19 protein-coding genes and 6 pseudogenes are annotated in these 19,391 nt (G+C 59.6%); 13 read left to right on the plus strand and 12 right to left on the minus strand.

From position 1 onward, the window contains the following. Positions 1–120 precede the first annotated feature (120 nt). From ACMV_RS18860 to ACMV_RS21700, 5 genes are all read right to left on the minus strand, one after another. On the minus strand, positions 121–546 hold the full coding sequence (locus tag ACMV_RS18860) for a c-type cytochrome (protein ID WP_013635114.1): 426 nt from the start codon (positions 544–546) through the stop codon (positions 121–123). 46 nt (positions 547–592) lie between these two features. Next, complete coding sequence (locus ACMV_RS21690; protein WP_013635115.1) at positions 593–916, minus strand: hypothetical protein; 324 nt, start codon at positions 914–916, stop codon at positions 593–595. A 205-nt stretch (positions 917–1,121) separates the two neighbouring features. Beyond that, positions 1,122–1,961, minus strand: a complete 840-nt coding sequence (locus ACMV_RS21695; RefSeq protein ID WP_013635116.1) for a hypothetical protein — start codon at positions 1,959–1,961, stop codon at positions 1,122–1,124. Positions 1,962–2,006: 45 nt separating this feature from the next. After that, the gene (locus ACMV_RS18870) at positions 2,007–2,837 is read right to left on the minus strand and encodes an ISAs1 family transposase (protein WP_013635117.1); all 831 of its coding nucleotides are present in this window, start codon (positions 2,835–2,837) and stop codon (positions 2,007–2,009) included. Then, the gene (locus tag ACMV_RS21700; protein WP_231844565.1) at positions 2,822–3,286 is read right to left on the minus strand and encodes a transposase family protein; all 465 of its coding nucleotides are present in this window, start codon (positions 3,284–3,286) and stop codon (positions 2,822–2,824) included. The genes ACMV_RS18870 and ACMV_RS21700 overlap by 16 nt, the downstream gene beginning before the upstream one ends. Positions 3,287–3,520: 234 nt before the next feature. Here ACMV_RS21700 and ubiT point away from each other — a divergent pair, with 234 nt between their 5' ends. The 6 genes from ubiT (at position 3,521) to pdxT (ending at position 9,069) form a co-directional block, all read left to right on the plus strand. Next, positions 3,521–4,192, plus strand: a complete 672-nt coding sequence (gene ubiT / locus ACMV_RS18880; protein WP_013635119.1) for a ubiquinone anaerobic biosynthesis accessory factor UbiT — start codon at positions 3,521–3,523, stop codon at positions 4,190–4,192. Further along, entirely contained in the window at positions 4,189–5,184 is a 996-nt protein-coding gene (gene ubiU, locus ACMV_RS18885; protein WP_013635120.1) for a ubiquinone anaerobic biosynthesis protein UbiU, read from the plus strand. Before ubiT ends, ubiU begins: the two co-directional genes overlap by 4 nt. Beyond that, entirely contained in the window at positions 5,181–6,080 is a 900-nt protein-coding gene (gene ubiV, locus ACMV_RS18890; protein WP_013635121.1) for a ubiquinone anaerobic biosynthesis protein UbiV, read from the plus strand. The genes ubiU and ubiV overlap by 4 nt, the downstream gene beginning before the upstream one ends. 111 nt (positions 6,081–6,191) lie before the next feature. Next, complete coding sequence (locus ACMV_RS18895; protein WP_231844558.1) at positions 6,192–7,310, plus strand: Rid family hydrolase; 1,119 nt, start codon at positions 6,192–6,194, stop codon at positions 7,308–7,310. Between the two features lie 215 nt (positions 7,311–7,525). Then, on the plus strand, positions 7,526–8,455 hold the full coding sequence (gene pdxS / locus ACMV_RS18900; protein WP_013635123.1) for a pyridoxal 5'-phosphate synthase lyase subunit PdxS: 930 nt from the start codon (positions 7,526–7,528) through the stop codon (positions 8,453–8,455). 26 nt (positions 8,456–8,481) lie between these two features. Further along, positions 8,482–9,069 (plus strand): pyridoxal 5'-phosphate synthase glutaminase subunit PdxT, encoded by a 588-nt coding sequence (gene pdxT / locus ACMV_RS18905; RefSeq protein WP_013635124.1) that lies wholly within the window; start codon positions 8,482–8,484, stop codon positions 9,067–9,069. Between the two features lie 164 nt (positions 9,070–9,233). On the opposite strand, the gene ACMV_RS21055 is transcribed toward pdxT, so the two are convergent. After that, positions 9,234–9,374, minus strand: a complete 141-nt coding sequence (locus tag ACMV_RS21055; RefSeq protein ID WP_013635125.1) for a recombinase family protein — start codon at positions 9,372–9,374, stop codon at positions 9,234–9,236. Between the two features lie 553 nt (positions 9,375–9,927). Here ACMV_RS21055 and ACMV_RS20450 point away from each other — a divergent pair. After that, positions 9,928–10,378: pseudogene (locus ACMV_RS20450) on the plus strand (IS630 family transposase); the annotation flags it as partial. 10 nt (positions 10,379–10,388) lie between these two features. Here the strand turns inward: ACMV_RS20450 and ACMV_RS18915 are convergent. The 6 genes and pseudogenes from ACMV_RS18915 to ACMV_RS18935 form a co-directional block, all read right to left on the minus strand. Next, positions 10,389–10,805, minus strand: a pseudogene (locus ACMV_RS18915) (IS66 family transposase); the annotation flags it as partial. A gap of 73 nt (positions 10,806–10,878) precedes the next feature. Further along, entirely contained in the window at positions 10,879–11,532 is a 654-nt protein-coding gene (locus ACMV_RS18920; protein WP_231844559.1) for a 2OG-Fe(II) oxygenase, read from the minus strand. A 23-nt stretch (positions 11,533–11,555) separates the two neighbouring features. Continuing rightward, positions 11,556–12,245 carry a 2OG-Fe(II) oxygenase gene (locus ACMV_RS18925; RefSeq protein WP_013635129.1) on the minus strand — a complete coding sequence of 230 codons (690 nt, stop codon included), beginning with the start codon at positions 12,243–12,245 and terminating at the stop codon, positions 11,556–11,558. 115 nt (positions 12,246–12,360) lie between these two features. Then, entirely contained in the window at positions 12,361–12,621 is a 261-nt protein-coding gene (locus ACMV_RS21335; RefSeq protein ID WP_048858316.1) for a RidA family protein, read from the minus strand. Beyond that, entirely contained in the window at positions 12,608–13,372 is a 765-nt protein-coding gene (locus ACMV_RS18930) for a RidA family protein (protein WP_013635131.1), read from the minus strand. The genes ACMV_RS21335 and ACMV_RS18930 overlap by 14 nt, the downstream gene beginning before the upstream one ends. 128 nt (positions 13,373–13,500) lie before the next feature. Further along, positions 13,501–14,078 (minus strand): annotated as a pseudogene (locus ACMV_RS18935) (IS630 family transposase); the annotation flags it as partial. A gap of 231 nt (positions 14,079–14,309) precedes the next feature. Between ACMV_RS18935 and ACMV_RS21705 the strand changes: the two are divergent. The 6 genes and pseudogenes from ACMV_RS21705 to ACMV_RS18965 all read left to right on the plus strand — a co-directional run. Further along, a pseudogene (locus ACMV_RS21705) lies at positions 14,310–15,166 on the plus strand (IS3 family transposase); the annotation flags it as partial. Between the two features lie 470 nt (positions 15,167–15,636). Next, positions 15,637–16,578 (plus strand): recombinase family protein, encoded by a 942-nt coding sequence (locus ACMV_RS18945; RefSeq protein ID WP_013635136.1) that lies wholly within the window; start codon positions 15,637–15,639, stop codon positions 16,576–16,578. A gap of 688 nt (positions 16,579–17,266) precedes the next feature. Beyond that, positions 17,267–17,728: pseudogene (locus ACMV_RS21710) on the plus strand (IS110 family transposase); the annotation flags it as partial. Positions 17,729–17,791: 63 nt separating this feature from the next. Then, a pseudogene (locus ACMV_RS21715) lies at positions 17,792–18,418 on the plus strand (AAA family ATPase); the annotation flags it as partial. Positions 18,419–18,431: 13 nt separating this feature from the next. Next, positions 18,432–18,737 carry a hypothetical protein gene (locus ACMV_RS18960; RefSeq protein WP_013635138.1) on the plus strand — a complete coding sequence of 102 codons (306 nt, stop codon included), beginning with the start codon at positions 18,432–18,434 and terminating at the stop codon, positions 18,735–18,737. A gap of 254 nt (positions 18,738–18,991) precedes the next feature. Beyond that, entirely contained in the window at positions 18,992–19,204 is a 213-nt protein-coding gene (locus tag ACMV_RS18965; protein ID WP_013635139.1) for a ribbon-helix-helix protein, CopG family, read from the plus strand. The last annotated feature ends 187 nt before the right edge of the window (positions 19,205–19,391 follow it).

The following is a 19,391-nucleotide window of genomic DNA, read 5'->3' on the forward strand; positions in this document are numbered from 1 at the left end:
CACGCTCGCGATCGATACCCATGATCGGGCGGCGGTACTCCAGGCAGTTGGGATCACGCTATTCTTCCTGTCGAATTGGTCAGGCGTGTCCCGCACGGTCATTTGCCGCCCACACGTTGATTAATTTTGGTCCTTCAAGGTTGCCAGATAGGCGATCACATTCGCGCGCTTCTGTGCATTCGGCATGCCCATGTAAGGCATCTTGGTGCCCGGCACGGCGGCTTGCGGGTTGGTCAAGAATTTGTCCAGTGCGGCCGCGGTCCAAACGATGTGGGCGGATTTCAACGCGGGCGAGAACGGGAAGCCGGCCACGCTCGCGGCTGGCTTTCCAAAGACGCCGTAAAGGCTCGGGCCGATGCCGTTTTGCCCGGCGACCACGCTGTGGCATGCGGCGCATTGTGCGCTGAAGATCGTCTTGCCCTTGACCGCATTGCCATCGGGCATGCCGCCGGCCAGAGCGGGCGTGGGGAAAACCGGGGTTGCCGCTGTGGCAAAACCAGCCACGAAGACGGCGGCGAATGAGGCGAGGGCGATACGATTAACCATGGGGAAGCCTCCTGCAGAATGTGCCTCTAGAGTGGCACCAATCGTTTCAGAACGCCACCCACAGTCCAGCGAACAGCGTGTCATTGGCTCCGGCGCTACGACCGAAGCCGTCGTAGTTGTTGGCCAATCCATTGAACGTGGGATAAAACGTGTCGGTCACAAATAATTTGGCGTTCAACCATGGTAGCCACTTGGGTCCGCCATTATTGAACGGGTAGTAGTCAAGCTCTGTTGTCCAGCTATTCGTGTCTGGTTTGCCGTTTGCGCTTCCACCAATTGGTGATGGTGCGTACAGCAGCGGATCAGAATTGCCATAAACTGTGCGGAAAGATTCAGTAATACCGTATTTTTGAAATAGAAGTTCAGACACACTAACTGTTAGTATATCTAGAGTATCGGAAGGATTTGCAGTAATCCCGAGCGGATAGCTTGCCCTCCAATCCTGTGTCTCGTGAACGAAATTTGCTTGGATCGAAAGTGCCTGCTTCGCTGTGATGTACTGGAATTGAGAGTCAGCGGCGACGTCGAGGATTCTATCGGTAGGTCCGTTGAGCCTGCCCGATGGATAGGGGCGGTCAAATTAATGCGTATGACCCGACCTCGAACGAGTTGTTTGCCCAAGTGTGCTGGAACGCAAGCCTGACATATGGAATCACGCCATTAACGCGCGGCGCTGGTCCAACCCCCAGTGCGTAGCTGAGGTGGTTAGGAAGCGACTTGTAAAGGTCGGCTTCAGTGTAAAGCATATCTGATGGCGTGATGTTCAAGGCGCCGTACGTACCAATGCCGTAGACTTCGCCGCCTAAGGCATCTATCTGATCATCAGCAACGGGCTCGGGTTGCACGTTTGAGTGGATATACGGGAAGCCCCAAGCAGGTATTGTGTTCCACAGGTCCGTGATCGTCGGGGCATTGTTGAACGTAAGGCCAAAAAACAACGGCTTCCCGAACAGCGTAGCGGGGTGTGCGAACCGGATATCCATACCATCCCAGTGAACACTCTTTGATACTCCAGAATAGGTTGCCTGAATGAATGCGCCTAGCCCAAGTTGCGCATCGAGAGCACCACCATAGAACAGGCTTGTTTGCTGCGGCACCACAACGTCGTTGGATTTGAAGCCCGGACGTAGTCCTCCCGGTATTTTGTCGTGCAACTGGGTAAAACCTATTTGAGAAGCGATGGCAAAATTTTTCCATTTCGGAAAAGTTCCGCCGGCAATATATCCCTCAAGTTTGAAATCACGACCGTACGGAGTGAGTTGAGGAAAGCCGATATGACAGGCCGAGCAGGGTTCGCCAGTCTGCGCCGCAAAGGCGGGGATCGCGTAGGCAGCGTGAGGCGCCGCAAGCCAGGCTGCGGCAACCATGCCTGCGGCCGCAAGCCGCCAGGAATAGGGATGTGACCAAGTCTTCATTTACAGTCTCCCGTGATTTTAAACAGACGGCCCTTCCTCCAGGGGTTACGCATGAAAGATGCCGGTGAGAATTTGCTCCATGTATCTGTTGTCCCATGCGGCCATTTTGCGCCGCCCCTTGAGGCTGACCTTTGATGCCTGATGGCGGCGAACGAGGTTGATCACGATCTTGCGAAGCAGGGAGAAGTTCTGGACGGCGTTGCGATCCCGGATCCGGTAGTGATCTTCGTTGAAGGTGACGTCGAGCACCCAGTGTAGGCTGTTCTCGATCTGCCAATGTTGACGGATCGCTTTCGCCAGGATTTCGGGTTCGATCTTGCCGGATCCGTTGACGCCGCGGATGGTTTCCACGGCCAGAACGCTCTTCAACCCCGGCCAGTCGCGCAGCGTTTCCAGCGCTACGGCGTCCGGACAGACGAATACCCGGCGCCCAACAAGACGGCCATGACCATCATCGAATTCGTCGTGGACCGGCCGATAAGTGGGTGAGCGGCTGAAGCAGGTGGTTGCGCAAAGCTCCTCCACGGCGCTGTGTTTTTCCCCCTGGTTGGCTTTCAGGGTGACGAGATAATCGGCGCCCCGCTCAAGGATTTTGGCGGCGATGGCTCGCTGGCACCCCATCGCGTCCAACGTGACAATGGCGCCCTTGATGTCCAGCACATCCAGCAATTCCGGGATCGCGGTGATCTCGTTCGATTTGTCGCCGACCTGGCGCTGGCCGAGCACCAGTCCCCGATCACTCGCCCAGGCACTGACCACGTGAAGAGCCGCCTGGTCCCGGCTGCGATCAAACGAACCGCGGTTCGTTTTCCCGTCAATCGCCACCACTTCCCGGTCCAAAGTCGCCCGAATGAGCGCGCCTAGGCTTCGAAACATGCCTCGAAATGTCCGGTATCGATCAGCATGAATACACGCCGGAAGGTGTCGTGGGACGGAATGCCGTTCGGCAGCGCCAGAAACCTGTCCGCCTGACCATGATCGAGGCGCGCCGATATTGTCGCGCCTGCTGACCACGATCGAGGCCAACGACGCTGCCGGCGCCGCCGAAGCGGCTCTACCGGTTGAGGTGGAGAACCGAGGAAGTGTTCCGGTCTTCGAAAAGTGTTTGCCTCAGGCTCAAAGAAACCGAGATGCAGGACGCCAGACGCCTGTTCAAGCTGGCCCTGATCGGTCTTGCCGCAACCACCCGTACCGTCCAGTTCGTCGACGCACGCAACGGCAGCAGCCGGCCGGCAACCGACGTCATCGATCCCGGACTGCTCCCAGCAGCGGATGCCATCGGCCCGACGCTCGAGGGCAAAACACCAAGACAGAAAAACCTTCATCCACCCTGATCCCTCGCCTGGATCATCGCCCGCCTCGGTGGCTGGAACTCATACTACAAGTCGCCAAGTTTCAAAACCATGCACGCGAAACCTCGGTAGTTACAATATGTGTGATTGCGTCGACGCGCCTTGATCTAAATCAAGGCGCGTTCGTCTTCTGCATGTTGACAAGATGCGGTTGTCGTTGCGGTGCGGCGTTGCGGTGCGGCATGGAAATAGCAGGAGTGCTGGCTCATGGCGGAGACGAAATTCCCGGTTCTGCTCGCGACCAATGTGTTGGGATTGCTTCCCGCGCCGGCTCTGATGCGTGCTACGATTTTGCTGACGCGCCGGCTTGGCCGAACACATCCTCGGCTGTTCCGCGCCCTCGCAGCCCATAAGCCCTGCACGATCGGTATCGAGCCGACCGATCTGCGGCATCGATTCGTGCTCCGCTTCGGGGGAAGGCCAGTATCGCTGGTGCCTACATCGACCTTGGAGCAGTCCTTGAATGCCTGCGTGAGGGGCCGGTTAGCGACGTTAGTGGGGCTGCTCGAAGGCCGACTCGACAGCGATGCGCTGTTCTTTTCCAGAGAGATTATCATTACAGGAGACATGGAGGCGGTCGTCAGCTTGCGCAACGCACTCGATCGCGAAACCGTCAATGTATTCAAAGCGGCAACCACACTGTTCGGACCGGGAGAGCGTGCCGCCCGGCGGGTGGCACTCATGCTCGAGCGGCGGCTCGCCGCAGCGCATCAGCGCCTGACCATGGGGCACGAAGCGCTGCATGCGGCAAGACGAGAAGAACATCCCGTCACTGCGAATTGCGAACGGGTGGAGGCAGAGTTACAGGCATTGAGAATGCGCATGGCCAAGATTGAAGCGCAAACGAGGCGTCGGAATCCCATCGGGGCGGTGACATGACACGCTATCTCGAACTGGTCTGTCCGGCGGGCACTCTTGCCGCCTTGCGCGTCGCGGTCGACGCTGGAGCCGACACCGTCTATTGCGGTTTCCAGGACTGCACAAATGCCCGCAACTATCCTGGCCTGAATTTTACCCGCGAAGATTTACATGCGGGCATCAGCTACGCCCATGCCCGCGGTTGCCGCGTCTTCGTCGCTGTCAACACGTTTCCTCGAGCCGGCGACCTTGGACCATGGCAGCGCGCGATCGATGATGCTGCTTCATGCGACGCAGATGCGGTTATTCTTGCCGATCTCGGCGTGCTCGATTATGCGGCGCGCCGCCATCCGAACTTACGACGGCACCTCTCGGTGCAGGCGGCCGCAGCGAGTCCGCTCGGGATCCGATTCTACCGGGACATATTTGGAATCAGCCGTGTCGTGCTACCACGCGTGCTTTCGGTCGAAGAAGTCACGTCGTTGATCGGACAAACAGGCATCGAGGCCGAGGTGTTTGCCTTTGGCAGCCTTGGCACAATGGTGGAGGGCCGCTGCTTTCTCTCCTCTTACATGACCGGTCGTTCGCCGAGTAGCGACGGTGTCTGCGCTCCGGCCGAGTGTGCCTCCTACCATGAGAACGGCGATCGCTTGGTCTCCCGTCTCGGCGAAGTCATGATTAACCGATTCGCGCGCGATGAGCCGGCAGCCTACCCGACCCCCTGCAAGGGTCGCTTCCTAGTACACGGCCGTCCGAGTTATCTGTTTGAGGAGCCGACCGGTCTCAACGTTATCCCGCTCCTCGCGGAACTCAAGGCAGCCGGGGTAACTGCCCTGAAGATCGAGGGCCGCCAGCGCAGTCGCACCTATGTGGCCACCGTCGTCACCGCTTTCCGCCACATCCTCGACGCGCTTGCCGAGGGCGCGCCGCCGGCACCGATTCCCGCCGTGCTGCGTGCGGTTGCCGAAGGAGGACGCGAGACGTTCGGCGCCTATGCGAAAGGCTGGCGATGAGCTGTTTAACTTTGGGGCCGCTGCAGTTCCACTGGCCCGCGGCGCGTAGGCGGGATTTCTACGCTCGTATCGCTGACGAGGCGCCTGTCGACTGCGTCTATCTCGGCGAGGTGGTTTGCAGCAAGCGTCTGCCTTGGTTCGAGAAAGACCTACCGAAGATCGCCGAGCGTTTGCGTCGAGCAGGAAAGCAGGTCGTGTTCTCGACACCGGCGTTGATCATCACCGATCATGAGATCGCGATGATCCGCGCGCTCTGCGAGACAGGCGATCTGATCGAGATCAACGATCTCGCTTGCCTGCAACTGCTAAATGGGCAGGCATTCGTCTCCGGCCCTCTGGTGAACGTTTTCAATGAAGGTACACTCGATGTCCTTCTCCGTCTGGGTGCCATGCGGGTGAACGCTCCAATGGAGCTATCCATCGCCGCGATTGCCACGTTGGCGGCACGGAGCCAAGCGGGTGAGATTGAAGTGTTCGTTTTCGGCCGCCAACCGCTGGCCATCTCACAGCGCTGCTATCATGCGCGCGCGCATGATCTGCATAAGGATAATTGCCAGTTCGTCTGTGGCCAGGATGCGGATGGCTTGGCGATCGCACAGCTTGACGGGCGTCCACTTCTGGCAATCAACGGCACGCAGACCCTTTCGCACGGCCATGTCGCTCTGCTCGACGAACTCGCCGATCTCCAGGCAGCAGGCGTCACCCATTTCCGTCTTTCGCCACACGCACTCGACATGGTCGAAATCGCCACACTCTACCGCGCCGTGCTCGACGGCATTTATGACGCGAAGGAGGCGCTCACGCGCCTGCGCGAACTCACCGCGCAGCTGCCGTTTGTCAATGGTTATCTGCATGGGCGCGCCGGGATGGACTGGCAGCCTAGCCGGGCAGGATAGAGGCAATAGCAGCAGCGTTCTGGACACCACACTTTTGGGATCTACCAAACAACGGGAAGCATTCTGAGTATGGACTGTAGTGGCAGAGTTATCAGTAAAAGCTTCGGGCGGATGACCGGCGGAAGCGAACATTACATTGTCATCGAACCACCCGCTGATCTCGACCTCACCGAGCAGCTCGCCTGTCTTGAGCAACGTTATGATGAAACACGGCAGGAGCTCTGCCTGCCGGCCGGCGGTGCCGTGTTCCGGCGATTGTTCGTCAGCGATGCGATGAACCAGGCACCTTTGCTGCGGCACAGCCGTTTTGCAGAGGATGAAGATAACTCTCCTGTGGCACTGTCAATCATCCAGCAGCCGCCTCTCTCAGGAACCAAGCTGTCCCTTCTTGCCTATCATGTCAGCGGAGCTCTCGATCTCTCCAAGCGCCGGCTTACGCCGCGGCATGTCGTGGTTGAAAAAAATGGTCTTGCCTATCTCTGGACAACAGGTCTCTGCCCGGGATCGGACGAAAGGCAGGTTCCTGTGACACAACAGACACGGCGGTTGTTCGATACTCTTATCGATGAGCTCGATGGTCTAGGGGGCACCCTACACAACAATTGCGTCCGCACCTGGATTTACGTCAAGGACATCGACGTATTCTATAAGGATATGGTGACAAGCAGGAGTGAGGTGTTTCTTGAACAGGGTCTGTCGGCGGAGACGCATTTCATTGCCAGCACCGGCATCGAGGGAGCGTGCGCACACAGATTCGATATAGTAACGATGGATGCCTACTCGATCCTCGGACTTGCACCACAACAGGTGTCCTATCTCAATGATTTCGATCATCTTTGTCCGACGAAGGACTACAACGTAACCTTCGAGCGTGGCACCCGTATTGCATATGCCGATCGCGCCCATCTCTTTATCTCGGGAACGGCCAGCATTGATCGCTCCGGGCAGATAGTTCATCCCGGAAATGTGCTGCGCCAATTCGACCACGCGCTCGACAATGTGGAGGCGCTTTTGCGCGCTGGCTCGGCGGGACTCAGTGAGCTGATGCACCTCATCGTCTATCTGCGTGACCCAACCGACCATCCACGGATCAAAACGGCATTGTCCGAGCGCTTGCCCGGAGTCCCGGCGATCATTGTACAGGGTCCGGTTTGCCGGCCGGAATGGCTGGTAGAGGTCGAGGGCATAGCCATCGCCGATAATGAAGATCCGACCCTTTCAAGTTTCTGATCTTCCGAGTCTTCGCAGTGTTCGGCCAGGGAGTGTCGTCATAAGCGACCACACAAGAAGCCGCATAGCGAGCCGTTGATATTAGGCTGAAGTCAAAGGGATGTATGAGCGGGCAGAAGCGAGATAACTTTCAACTCTGCTGCCTATGCGCGGAAATTTTAGCCGCGCAGCGCGTGTCGGCTTGCTAGACGGACACTTACACAGGAGTTCTATATATGAGCGATATGCCGACTAACCTTATCGAAACATCACCGTTGCGACTTAAGACGGGACTAGCCGAAATGCTCATGGGTGGGGTCATCATGGATGTCACTACCGCAGAGCAGGCGAAGATCGCAGAGAACGCCGGTGCAGTGGCGGTGATGGCACTCGAGCGGGCGCCCGCACAGATACGAGCTGAGGGTGGCGTCGCTAGAATGGCTTCTCCGAAAAAAATCAAGGAGATCATGACTGCCGTTTCGATCCCCGTGATGGCAAAATGCCGAATCGGCCATTTCGCCGAAGCGCAGGTGCTTCAGGCTCTCGGCGTAGATTTCATCGATGAGTCGGAAGTTCTGAGCCCGGCTGATGAAATGCATCATATCAACAAGCACGCTTTCGTATCTCCTTTCGTCTGTGGGGCACGTAACCTGGGCGAGGCACTGCGGCGGATTGCCGAAGGAGCCGCAATGATAAGGACAAAAGGGGAGGCCGGTACCGGCGATGTGATGCACGCAGTCCGGCACGTCCGGCAAATCGCCAAGGATATTCACGCCTTAACGGTTCTACGCGAGGATGAACTGTATGCCGCCGCAAAGGAATTGGCGGCTCCCTACGAGTTGGTAAGAATCGTCGCCAGTATCGGCCGACTGCCCGTGCCAAACTTCGCGGCCGGCGGCATTGCAACCCCTGCTGACGCGGCGCTCGTCCGTCATCTAGGTGCAGAAGCAGTTTTCGTAGGCTCTGGTATCTTCATGAGAGATTCACAGCATTTTGTTGATCCTAGCGAGGCACAATCACGCGCAGAAGCAATAGTCCAGGCAACAACGCATTACGACAACCCGCAGATTCTTGCCGAGATCAGCGAATCATGTCTCGGAGCCATACACGGCCTTGCTGCGGCTAGTTTGAAAGAAGAAGCGTTGCTCCAGACACGAGGCTGGTAGGTGCTGCCGATAAGGGATTGACAGACTTGTCCCTGAAAATCGGCGTTGTGGCTTTGCAGGGCGATTACGCGGCACATGCGGAGGCTTTGCGCAGTAGTGGTACCGAGATTGTGTTGGTCCGCGCGACAAAAGAATTGGCTGATCTGAACGGCTTGGTGATTCCGGGCGGCGAATCGACGGCACTCCTCAAGCTGCTCACACGCGAAAATATGTACGAAGCCGTGCGTGAGTTTTCTATGGCCAAGCCAGTGTTCGGTACCTGTGCCGGCTGCATTATCCTCGCCAAAGAGGTTCTGCCGTCGCCGCAGCAAAGCCTTGCGGTTTTGGACATAGTCGTGCAGCGCAATGCTTATGGACGACAGACCGAATCCCGTGTTGCTATGGGAAATTGCGCCCTCTCCGGTGGAGGGCTCGAAATGGTCTTCATCCGCGCGCCGTGTATCGTGAGGACAGGCTCCCACGTGGAAATTTTGGCACGATATGGAGGTTTTCCCACCTTGGTTCGTCAGGGCAACATACTCGCAGCCACCTTCCACCCTGAATTGTCTACGGACCGCCGGATCCACCGCTTTTTTTGCGCCATGATCCGCAGCGGACAGCCTTGTCTAACCTGAAAATTTTTGACGCGGTATTCGGCTTTGGACATTATGTGAGCTTTACGATCGGACATTGGGCAGGCGTGGAGCAGCGCAGGCGTGTGGGTCCGGGGCTGGCGGAATTGGTGATGGCCAGACGCCTGGATTGGAGGGATGCGGGCTCGGCGGGGCACATGCCGCTCTCATGTTCGCCATTTCAAGCTGCAGGCAAGAGATTTCTTCTGATGCCGCTCATCGACGCCGGCGCCGAGCAGGGCATCGCGTTGCAGGTCGAGCACCTGTCGGTCATTATCAGTCGAGACGCGCATGTAGCCGATCAGCATGTACGGAAATCCCCTTCAAGACGGTTTCCGTATATCATGCCATTCCGACGGTGTTTTCCGTAGATAATTCGGCGCAAAATTCGGAATTTTTCGGCAGGTCTCGGACCACCGACGGAAAACAGGTGTTTTCCATACACACGCAATTCCGGCCTCAGAACCGCGCTCTCCGCTCAAACCCGCAGAAAACCCCGATCCCAACCCGTCAGCGTTCCCACTTTGTCCGCTTATGCTACAGCGCGGGGCGTTCCGTTACTTCGGGCCGAATCACCTCTCACCCGATTCGGGAATCCCCATACGATTCACTCAGGTCAGAAAACGCTCTAGATTGACCTGCCGGATCCGGATCTGATGGCATGATGTGGCAGTCCTGCGTACTGACCACGGACAGAAGCATGATCTTGGCGACGAGATGATCGCTTCGTTCAATCCGGCTTCAACGACGTCCCGCCCGCAGCAGCGACAAGACCTGTGCCGCGGGACCTCGTTGAACCATGATTCGAGACATGATGATTGGCGGCGCGTCGGTTGAAGATACACTGGAGCTTTGGGCGGACCACTGGCTGTGCGCGACAACCGCCATGATTCCGCCTATCTGTTTGGTGCCGTCTGCCCGGAACGCAGTATTGGTGCCGCCATCATCATGCCGGCGGTCAACAGCGAGGCGATGGCCGAGCATCTTCGGGAAATCAGCACGCAGGTTGCGCCGGGCGCGCACGCCGTGCTGGTGCTCGACGGTGCCGGCTGGCATCAAGCCGGCGAACGTTTGCCAGTGCCAGACAATATCAGCCTGCTGTCGCTGCCACCCTATGCGCCAGAGCTCAACCCGGTCGAAAACATCTGGCAATTTCTGCGCGGCAACTTCCTCAGCCATCAGCCATCAAGTCTGGAACAGCTACGACGAAATTCTTGCCGCCTGCCGAAACGCCTGGAACAAGTTCATGCAGATGCCAGAACAAATCGCTTCAATCACCCAACGAGACTGGATCAAAAAAGTCATCGGATAGGCAGGCTATTACCCTGGGCCTTGCGCTTCGCGTTCGCGCGGCAATCGGCCAGCTCGAAGAATTTTCGTCGGGCGTGCGACCAGCACGCCGCCTCGATGATCGGTCCAGGAGATCGGTTCAACTCGTAGAGCTTGTTGTAGCCGCCATAGGCATCGGCCTGGAATATACCGTGGTATCCGGCGAGATGGGTTTGCGGATGAACGCCGGCGCGATCCCGTGAATAGTAGAACACCGCGCAGGGGGAACCCGATCCGCCGAACGGCCGATCATCACGCACATAAACCCACACGCGCGCCGTATCGGTCTGTCCTCGTGCCATCACCGGCACCGTGGTGTCGTCGCCATGCAGGCGCGCACCGGCGAACACCATCGTCTCGATGTGCTTGAACACCGGCTCCAGCGCCACGCAGGTAGCACCAATCAGATCGCGGGGCCACGAGGTCACCCGCGCAGAAGGACAATATGTTCCCGCACCAAGACCCATTCACAACTGTAGCGGATTACCCCACTTGGATTGCTGCCTCCGGCAGCGCCAACTGCTGTCGGTCGCGCCAGTCGGGGCTGACATAGTTGATCTCCATGAGTCGCCGCACGCCGACGATGGGTCGCGGATCGAAGCCGTGCCAGGTCGCCGGGCCGGCAATGAAGATCGTGCCAGAATTGAATTCCCCGGATGACTGGCTGACCCAGCGCTTGTCCGCGTCGTAAATGTCGGTGCCCCACTCCGCCGCGTCGGGACCAAGGAACAGGTAGATCACCATGGAGAACAGCTTCTCCTTGATATCCCGGTGAGGTTCCAGCCAGGCGCCGTCCAGGTCCTGGATGTATTCCATGCGCAGATAGCTGCCGTTGACCTGTATGTCGCAGATCTCCGCCATCAGCGCCGCAACGTCGGGGCGTTGCAGCGCCTGCGCCAGGGCCTCGCAGCCAGGGTATTTGCGGCGCAGCGCCGGCGTGATGAAGCAGCGCGAGTCGTTGTAGGTGTTGCGTGTACCGTCGGTGAGGCCGAGCATCGGGGGGGCAATCGGCAGGGTCAGGATGCCGGTGCAGACATCTAGGGGCAGTACGTCCCGCAACTTCCAGTGCCGATACGGCCAGTCGCCACATTCCGACTGGCGCACTGCACGCATGAAGTGCTGCGCGATGTCCTCCACTGCGGGAACCGGAGGATATTGCATCAACGGCCCCCCGGTAGGCGGCGCGGCGCCCAGTCGATCGCCTTGCGCAGCAGTGGCACCGACTTAGCGTACGCGCTCAGACTGTGGCGTGCGTATTCTTTGCGCACGTACCACTCAGAATCAACGTAGCAGAGCTGCAAGCTCTTGCGCTGGCCCTTCTGCGGCAGGAAACCGTGCCATGAATGGTCGCAGACGCGGAACATCAGCATGTGGCCGAATTCCGGGGCAAACTCGAAGGCGTAGTCGTTGCGGTTTTTGCTACGCAGTACGCGCAGCCGGCCGCGCTCATACGGCCAGGCGCGGGTAAATCCGACCAACACGGTGATGATCTTGTGCGGGCTATCGGGATGTGCGTAGCCCTCATTGTAGTGACCGCTGGTATTGCCCATCATCACAATGCACGCCGGCCGCTTGCTCAGGTCGATGTCGAACTTTGCTTCCACCAAGTGGCGGAAGCGGTCGCTCATCAGGTCCTGCACCACGGCCCCGAAATGCGGACCGTGTTGCAGGTCAGGCAAGGCATAGCTGCCCCGCTCCGGAATGGTGGGCGCATCGCCCAGAACCTCTTCCTTCAGGAGCTGCGGCATGGCGTTCTCGACAAAGCAGTAGTCGTACGGATCACGCCGTAACGCCGCGGCGGTGATCGCGGCTTCGTCGAGCATCTTGAATGGTGCGCTGGTGTCGGCCATCCGGGGATTTCCTTTCGTGTGAAGCGTCTGGGCGCAGACAGCCTTGCGGGGGTCGTTCAGAACACAGGCAGAGCGGGAGCGACAGTTTGCCACGCCCTCGACTTCCACCAGCCATTCAGGGCGGCATAGCGGGCCGCGCAGAATCAGGCGCGGGACATTTGAAAAACTTATCGGAGAAGCACGCTTCCACGACGTTGTAGTCGCTGGAGTCGCGCAGATAGACGATGAAGTGGCTCATTGCCTCGATGGTCGCGCCACCGGCGTGCAGCAGCGCATCAACATTGCCCAGTACGCGCGCACGCTGGCGTGTGAGGTTGCCGCGTTCGAACGTCACGTTGTAGTCACGCGTGTGACACAGCCGGTCATAGGCATTCATAGGACACCTGTTCCGTCGCGAGGCCGATGATGGAGATGGAGTAAGTGTCCATCAGCACCACGTCACACTGGTGGCCACAGGCGTCTTCGATGCCGGTACTGGGCAGGTAGTGGGTATCGCGGGTGAGGCCGTGCTGCTGAACCAGCACGGTACGGGCAGCGACCATGTCCTGGTAGAACACATCCATGTCCTTCACGTAGATCCAGCTGCGAACGCAGTTATCTGCTAGCGTACCGCCCTGCGCCTGCACCGCCCCGATCAGTCGTTTGAAAATATCGCGCGGCTGCTCGGCGGCGGAGTTGGGCGCCGCTGTGGTGGATGTGCACAGCTGTGTGCTCCACAGGTGGCGCAGATCGCCCCTGTGCAGCAATAGGTCACAGGATGGCGCGCGGGCCTTGCATAGCGGCGTGGCGGAGTCCACGTGGTAAGCTAGCATCGCGACTTTCGCTCCGCTCAGCAGCGGTTGCTGCACCATGGAGACGGCAACCGGACTGTCCAATGGTTCGCGATAAAGGCTGCTGTCGCGGACCATTGCTGCCTGGTTGAGGGCATCACTCACATACAGCCGGCGGAAAACCGCGCTGTCCGGCGGCAGGCGCAAGGTTTGTCGCACCGCGGCATAGCGCTGCCCTAGCGCATCGATCTGCCGAGCCAAGCTGAGCTGCGCAGGAGTCGCGATCGCGATGTAGTGCTCGGTATCGCCGGAATTGGTGCGGAAACTGTGGCATGACACTCCGTGTGCGGAAGCCACCAAGGCCGCTCCCGTTTCTGTTACGGATACCCGGAGGCTGATCGGGAAGCGGGTGACTTCCGCCTGCTCCGGGTTGGCCTACTATGGGCGAAGACGGCCTAGCGTCTTTGATCTGGATCAAAGCAATGCTAGTGTCGTGATTCTGTAGTTTCTCTGATTTGGCTTGAGCGCTGGCAGAAGCGCTGGATAGCGGCGAGGATGTTGTCGGCGGACTTGGTCCAGCGGGAGGGCTTGGGATCGGCGTTATGAGCGTCGATGAAGGCGCGGATATCGCTTTCCAGCTGCTGGGTTGAGCGGTGGACGCCGCGTCTGATCTGCTTTTCGGTCACCAAGGCGAAGAAGCGCTCGACCTGGTTAATCCAGGATGCTCCTGTGGGGGTGAAGTGGACATGCCAGCGCGGCGCTTGGCGAGCCAATCGCGGATCGGTTTGGTCTTGTGGGTGGCGTAGTTGTCCATCACCAGATGGACGTCGAGGTTGCTCGGCACGTTGGCCTCGATCTGGTCGAGGAACTTCCTGAACTCGCTGGAACGGTGCTTGGGGTAGCAGCGGCCGATGACCGCACCGGTGGCGATGTCGAGCGCGGCGAACAGCGAGGTTGTGCCATGCCGGGTGTAGTCGTGGGTTCGGCGCTCGATCTGGCCGGGGCGCATCGGCAGCAGTGGTTGCGTGCGGTCAAGCGCCTGGATCTGCGATTTCTCGTCGACACACCGCCGAGAGCGCGCCCGAATATGCATTGCCAAGCGCGTTCCCCGCAGGCGCGGGGATGAACCGTCAAACGCTTTCTCCCGCAATGCGCGCCACGCCGCGCTATCAAAGTCCATTTGGCATCGGTAAGGCTGCTTGCATAGCGAAGATCCTCCCGGCAGTATGGAGTGCCCCCGTTTTGACCGGACAGGGGATATAGCTCGATAAGGCATATTCATAGGCATACGCCTATGAATATGACTATGAGTTCCGTCCCCGATAGCCGTTGCGGGCGTGTTGAAGTGATCACCTCTGTGCAGTGCCGCCGGCGCTGGACGACGGCCGAGAAGGTGCGTCTGGTCGAAGAGGCCATGCAGCCCGGCTTGTCGGTTTCCTATGTGGCTCGCCGGGCGGGGATTTCTCCCAGCCAGCTCCTTTCCTGGAAGCGGCGGATGCTCGAAGGCGGCGCGACCGCTGTTCAGGCCGACGACGATGTCGTTGGCGTGGCGCGTGTGCAGGAGCTTGAGAAGCGCGTGCGCGACCTGGAATGCCTGCTCGGCCGCAAGACGATGGAAGCCGAGATCCTCAAGGAGGCGCTCGCTCTGGCCGCCCCCAAAAAGCCAGTCTTGCGGCTTGCCTCGCTCGACAGGGACGGTTCGCCATGAAAGCGATCGCTGACACGCTTGGTGTTGCCCGCTCCAACCTGGCGGAGCAGGCGAAGCACCCTCTCCCGACAACGCCGGACGCAAACCCCATGCGAAGGCTGAAGATGTCGCCATCCTGCCCGCGATCCGCGAGCTGACCGATCAGCGGCCAAGTTACGGTTATCGGCGCATCGCGGCCTTGCTCAACCGCAGAACGCCGCGCCCAGAACCTGCCGCCGGTCAATCGGAAGCGGGTGTTGCGCATCATGCAGGCTAATGGCCTAGTGTTGGCCCGGCATACCGCCTATCGCCCTGCCAGAACCCATGATGGCGTCGTCATCGCGCTGCGTTCTAACATCCGCTGGTGCTCAGACCATCTTGAACTTAAATGCCGCAACGGTGACATCGTCCGGGTTCTGTTCGTCATCGACGACTGCGACCGTGAGATCATCGCTTGGTCGGCCGTCGCTCATGTTTTGCGCCGGCCGCTGATGGAGGAGAGGAATCGGGCCCGGGCCGGGCGGGAAGCCGCAAAGATCTCCATCATAAAAATCAATATTTTGATCCGTAATTTTGCGCCATATGCCGTATAGCACGAAAAAACCATTTTTTTCAGGGCGCAAAAAAGTTTTTTCACTGATGTCGTGATGTCTGGTTGTCGATACTACGGCATTTTCGTAGGATCCCGGGCGCAGTTGTCGCGCGCCCTGGATCCTGACAAAGGCCGATCTGAGGCCGCTTGGCGCGGGTTTCCGTGCCCTGGTTCGCTGCAAAGCGTCCCCTGAATCCTGACAGAACATGCCCTGGTCGATTGCAATCGGAGCGGCTCGCAGAGGGATCGGCGCTTCCCAGAAACTTGGCCACCTCCGCAAACGGTCGTTTACAGATGCCTTGTTGAATTGTAAAAATCGGCCCCAAGGAGGGCCTGATCGCCGTGACATCGCCCAAGGGCCGAAAAAACCCCGTCCCCGGCCGACTGATCGGCTACGCGCGGGTCTCTACAGAGGAACAGGGCACGGATCCGCAACTCGATGAGCTGCAGGCGGCCGGCTGCGCCGACATCCTCGAGGAACACGCCTCCGGCGCCGACCGCGGCCGCCCGGTCCTGGCCCGCCTGCTGCGCACCATCCAGGCCGGCGACACCCTGGTCGTGGTCCGGCTCGACCGCCTCGCCCGCTCGGTCAGCCACCTGCTCGCCGTCATCGAGCAGCTGGAGGACGTGGGGGCGCATTTCCGCAGCCTGCGCGATCCGATCGACACCACAACACCGCAAGGCATGTTCTCCCTCCAGGTGCTCGGTGCCGTCGCCCAGCTCGAGCGGGCCCTCATCGCCGAGCGCACCAGGGCGGGTCTGTGCGCAGCCCGGGTCCGTGGCCGCATCGGCGGTAATCCGGGCCTGCGCGCGCGTGACCCGGAAGCCATCCGCAAGATCAGAAAGAGTCGCGATGCAGCGTATCTCGACGGCATTTTGAGCCAGCTCGATTCCTGGCTGCCGACCGTGCGTAGGATGCGGCCCGACCAGCCGTGGGGGGATGTTGTCCGGGTTCTCAACCGCGGACAGGCCACACCAGCACACCACGCTTCCGGCAGAATCTGGACCGTCGAGCGACTGCGCCGCACCGTCCATCGGCTCGTCGCTGAAGGTTTGGCTGACCGTAGCCTACTGGGCCGAGCTCCTCCACAGAGGAGTGACGATCGGCTGGTACGCCTGGTTGCCGGCATCAAGACGGCGGCACCCGGCCACACCCTGCAGCAGATCGCCACTCAGCTCGAGGCCATGCGTGAGCGCACCCCTCGGGGTGGCACGCGCTGGCATCCATCTTCGGTCAGGCTCTTGCTTATCAGGGCCGGACGTCTCGGCCTCCTTTCAGCCTGATATCGCCCGGTCGCGTAATTCACGGACGACGCCATACGTGGGATCGCACCTGCTCCGTCATAGCCTTGCCATCCGGCTGGTGAACACGGGACCTCGCTCGACGACTAGGTTAGCGAAGTCCCGCTCAGTGCGAAGGTCTGCCCGCCCACTACAATGCCAGGGCTGAATCTCTTGCCCTGCCCCAGCCGCCCGCTGTGATCGTGCTTCTGATTATCTGCATTCCCTGAAACTGCACGAGACCGAGGCGCAGCCTACGCGGTCGGCCGCTCCTGTGCGCTTCCGGAATTCCAAAAAGATGGAAAGAGAGAAAAAGTGAAAACAAGAATTACGGACAGATTTGGCGGTAAGCGCCCTTATATATCCGTAATTCTTGAGTCGCTGTCGCTCCCGGGCGAGTTCATCACTCGTAAACAGCGGGTGCGACCTCAGATTGTCGGTAACGACCGCCTCGACCGTCCATCGAGCTGGCTCGCCTCGTAGAGCCGCATGTAGCCGTCAGAGGGTCGTAGCGCATCGATCAGCTGCTTGTCCGTCAGCACGCCGGACTTGCCGGTGCAGCATGTCGAGAAAGGGCGTCGCTAGACCAGATGTTCGCCTGAGATTGGGGTGACCCGTCTCGCAGTATGCAGGTTTCCGAGGGTTGCGCCGGGAGGTCCGGTGCCGAGCCTCAATGCATAGGAGACGGGTCATGGGAAAGCATATCACTTTTATCGGGCTGGACGTGCACAAGGAGACGATCACGGTCGCGCTGGCGGAATCCGGCGGCCGCGATGACGTGCGCGAGTATGGCCGGATCGCGAACACCCCGGAGGCGCTGACGAGGGTGGTGACGAAGTTGCAGCGCGTGGGCGGGGAACTGCGATTTTGCTATGAAGCGGGTCCATGTGGCTACGGGATCCAGCGACAGCTGACGGCGGCCGGGCATGGCTGCGTGGTGGTGGCGCCGTCGCTGATCCCTCGCAAGCCGGGGGAACGGATCAAGACGGATCGTCGGGACGCGGTGAACCTGGCCAGGCTACATCGGGCGGGGGAATTGACGGCGGTCTGGGTGCCGGATCCGGCGCATGAAGCGATCCGTGACCTGGTCTGGACTCGTGAGTGCTTGTCAGCATCCTATAGAGAAAGAGAGAATTCTCGTTTTCTCCTAAAAGAGAGGAATTCCCTCTTTCATGAAAATGGGAATTCAGACAATATCACTTTCATGAAAACGATCGTCATCGCGAATCAGAAGGGCGGGTCGGGTAAATCTACCACGGCGGTTCATTTGGCCGCCGCGGCCGAGGCCGCTGGCGACGGTCCGGTCGTGATCTCCGACACCGATCCGCAGGGCACCGCCGCCGACTGGTTCAACCAGCGCAAGCAAAGCGGCATCGAGACGCCGCGCTACTCGGAGCTGTCGCTCGACGACCTGGCGGGTAGGGTGCAGGCGCTCGACCAGGCAGGGGCTGCTTATCTCTTCATCGACACAGCGCCTTCGATTGGCGCAGTTAACGCCGATCTGTTCGCGCTTGCCGACCTGATCCTGATTCCGCTCAACCCGACCCCGGCCGACCTGCGCGCGCTGGTCAAAGGCCTGCCACTGATCCGCGAGTCTGGGAAGCCCTTCCAATTCGTCCTGACGCGGGTGCGGCCTAAGCTCCGCAACAACGACGGCGCCGCTATGGCGCTCGGTGCGCTCGGTCTCGTGCTCAGCTCCCGGATGCACGAGCGCGTCATCTACGCCGAAACCTTCGCTCACGGGAAAACCGCCTTGGAAACCGAGGTCAAGGGCATTGCGGCGCAGGAGATTACGGCGCTTTGGCACGAAATCAGAGAAAAGTTGGAAAGGGAGAATTCATGAAAGAGATAATTCCATGAGCAAGCGCCCGGCCATTGATCTCGCCGCGCTGACCTCCGAGGCCGCCCGGCCGATGACTGAGGCAGTCCAGCGTGTCCCGCGCCCGACTCCAGCGGCAGTGCCGCCGCCAGCGCCGGCCAATGCGCAGCATGCGGCCGAGCGACCCACCCGGACTGCCAATCTCCAGGCGCTCGCGTTCAAGGTGTCGCCCGCCTTCCGCAAGCGATTCCGCCAGCGTGCCGCCGCTGCCGATCTCAAGCTGAACGAGCTGCTTTTTGAGGCACTCGACGCTTGGGAAGTTCAACGCGGCCTTAAGCGGTAGAATTCCCTTTTTCATGAATTCTTGCTTTCGCGCTTTCTAATCGAATCGCGTGGAGCATTAGTACAGCTGCGTCTGGGCAGGGGGCACGAGTCGCGCCCCTTTTCTGTGTTCGCGGACCAAATGTCCATAACGAAAATTCACAAGGAAACCGGGCTTTTCAGTGCTCAAGCACGAATCGCTGCGAAGAAGTGGTAGACAATCCCGAACGAAGCGCCGACAGTTAATTCCCTAGGGAATTGATTCGAGATTCGCCGATGCCAAAAGCCGCCGCTTCCTATGTTGGGAGGAACATCCGCTACCGCCAGCGCCTTCGGGACGCCGGCGCGCAGGAGGTGCTGTTCCAGCTCCCCGACGAGACTGTCGCCCTCATCGACGAGATCAAGAAACGCCAGGGTCTGCGGAGCCGCAGCCAGGCGCTGTTGCAACTGATCGAGCGCGGGAGAGAACCTACTCAGCAGACCGCTTGAAATGCGAAAGCCCGCCTTGCCGGGCGGGCTTTGCATAAATTCGTGACGGGCCGTGGTGGCTAGGCCGTCTGGAACAGTTTGCTTCCCCAGACATAGCCATTGCGAGCTTTTTTGCCAAGCGGAAATTGCCGTTTCTGCTGAGGGGAGAGCTTTGCCTGTCGCGATCCAGCCACAACGGAGGATCACG

The organism is Acidiphilium multivorum AIU301, assembly GCF_000202835.1.
Classification (GTDB): Bacteria; Pseudomonadota; Alphaproteobacteria; order Acetobacterales; family Acetobacteraceae; genus Acidiphilium; species Acidiphilium multivorum.

What these genes read in the sequence shown, in the direction of transcription:
- ACMV_RS18860 (WP_013635114.1), bottom strand. Translation starts at nt 546, where the DNA reads ATGGTTAATCGTATCGCCCTCGCCTCATTCGCCGCCGTCTTCGTGGCT.
- ACMV_RS21695 (WP_013635116.1), bottom strand. Translation starts at nt 1,961, where the DNA reads ATGAAGACTTGGTCACATCCCTATTCCTGGCGGCTTGCGGCCGCAGGC.
- ACMV_RS18870 (WP_013635117.1), bottom strand. Translation starts at nt 2,837, where the DNA reads ATGTTTCGAAGCCTAGGCGCGCTCATTCGGGCGACTTTGGACCGGGAA.
- ACMV_RS21700 (WP_231844565.1), bottom strand. Translation starts at nt 3,286, where the DNA reads ATGAAGGTTTTTCTGTCTTGGTGTTTTGCCCTCGAGCGTCGGGCCGAT.
- ubiT (WP_013635119.1), top strand. Translation starts at nt 3,521, where the DNA reads ATGGCGGAGACGAAATTCCCGGTTCTGCTCGCGACCAATGTGTTGGGA.
- ubiU (WP_013635120.1), top strand. Translation starts at nt 4,189, where the DNA reads ATGACACGCTATCTCGAACTGGTCTGTCCGGCGGGCACTCTTGCCGCC.
- ubiV (WP_013635121.1), top strand. Translation starts at nt 5,181, where the DNA reads ATGAGCTGTTTAACTTTGGGGCCGCTGCAGTTCCACTGGCCCGCGGCG.
- ACMV_RS18895 (WP_231844558.1), top strand. Translation starts at nt 6,192, where the DNA reads ATGACCGGCGGAAGCGAACATTACATTGTCATCGAACCACCCGCTGAT.
- pdxS (WP_013635123.1), top strand. Translation starts at nt 7,526, where the DNA reads ATGAGCGATATGCCGACTAACCTTATCGAAACATCACCGTTGCGACTT.
- ACMV_RS21055 (WP_013635125.1), bottom strand. Translation starts at nt 9,374, where the DNA reads ATGCTGATCGGCTACATGCGCGTCTCGACTGATAATGACCGACAGGTG.
- ACMV_RS18925 (WP_013635129.1), bottom strand. Translation starts at nt 12,245, where the DNA reads ATGGCCGACACCAGCGCACCATTCAAGATGCTCGACGAAGCCGCGATC.
- ACMV_RS21335 (WP_048858316.1), bottom strand. Translation starts at nt 12,621, where the DNA reads ATGAATGCCTATGACCGGCTGTGTCACACGCGTGACTACAACGTGACG.
- ACMV_RS18960 (WP_013635138.1), top strand. Translation starts at nt 18,432, where the DNA reads ATGAGCAAGCGCCCGGCCATTGATCTCGCCGCGCTGACCTCCGAGGCC.
- ACMV_RS18965 (WP_013635139.1), top strand. Translation starts at nt 18,992, where the DNA reads ATGCCAAAAGCCGCCGCTTCCTATGTTGGGAGGAACATCCGCTACCGC.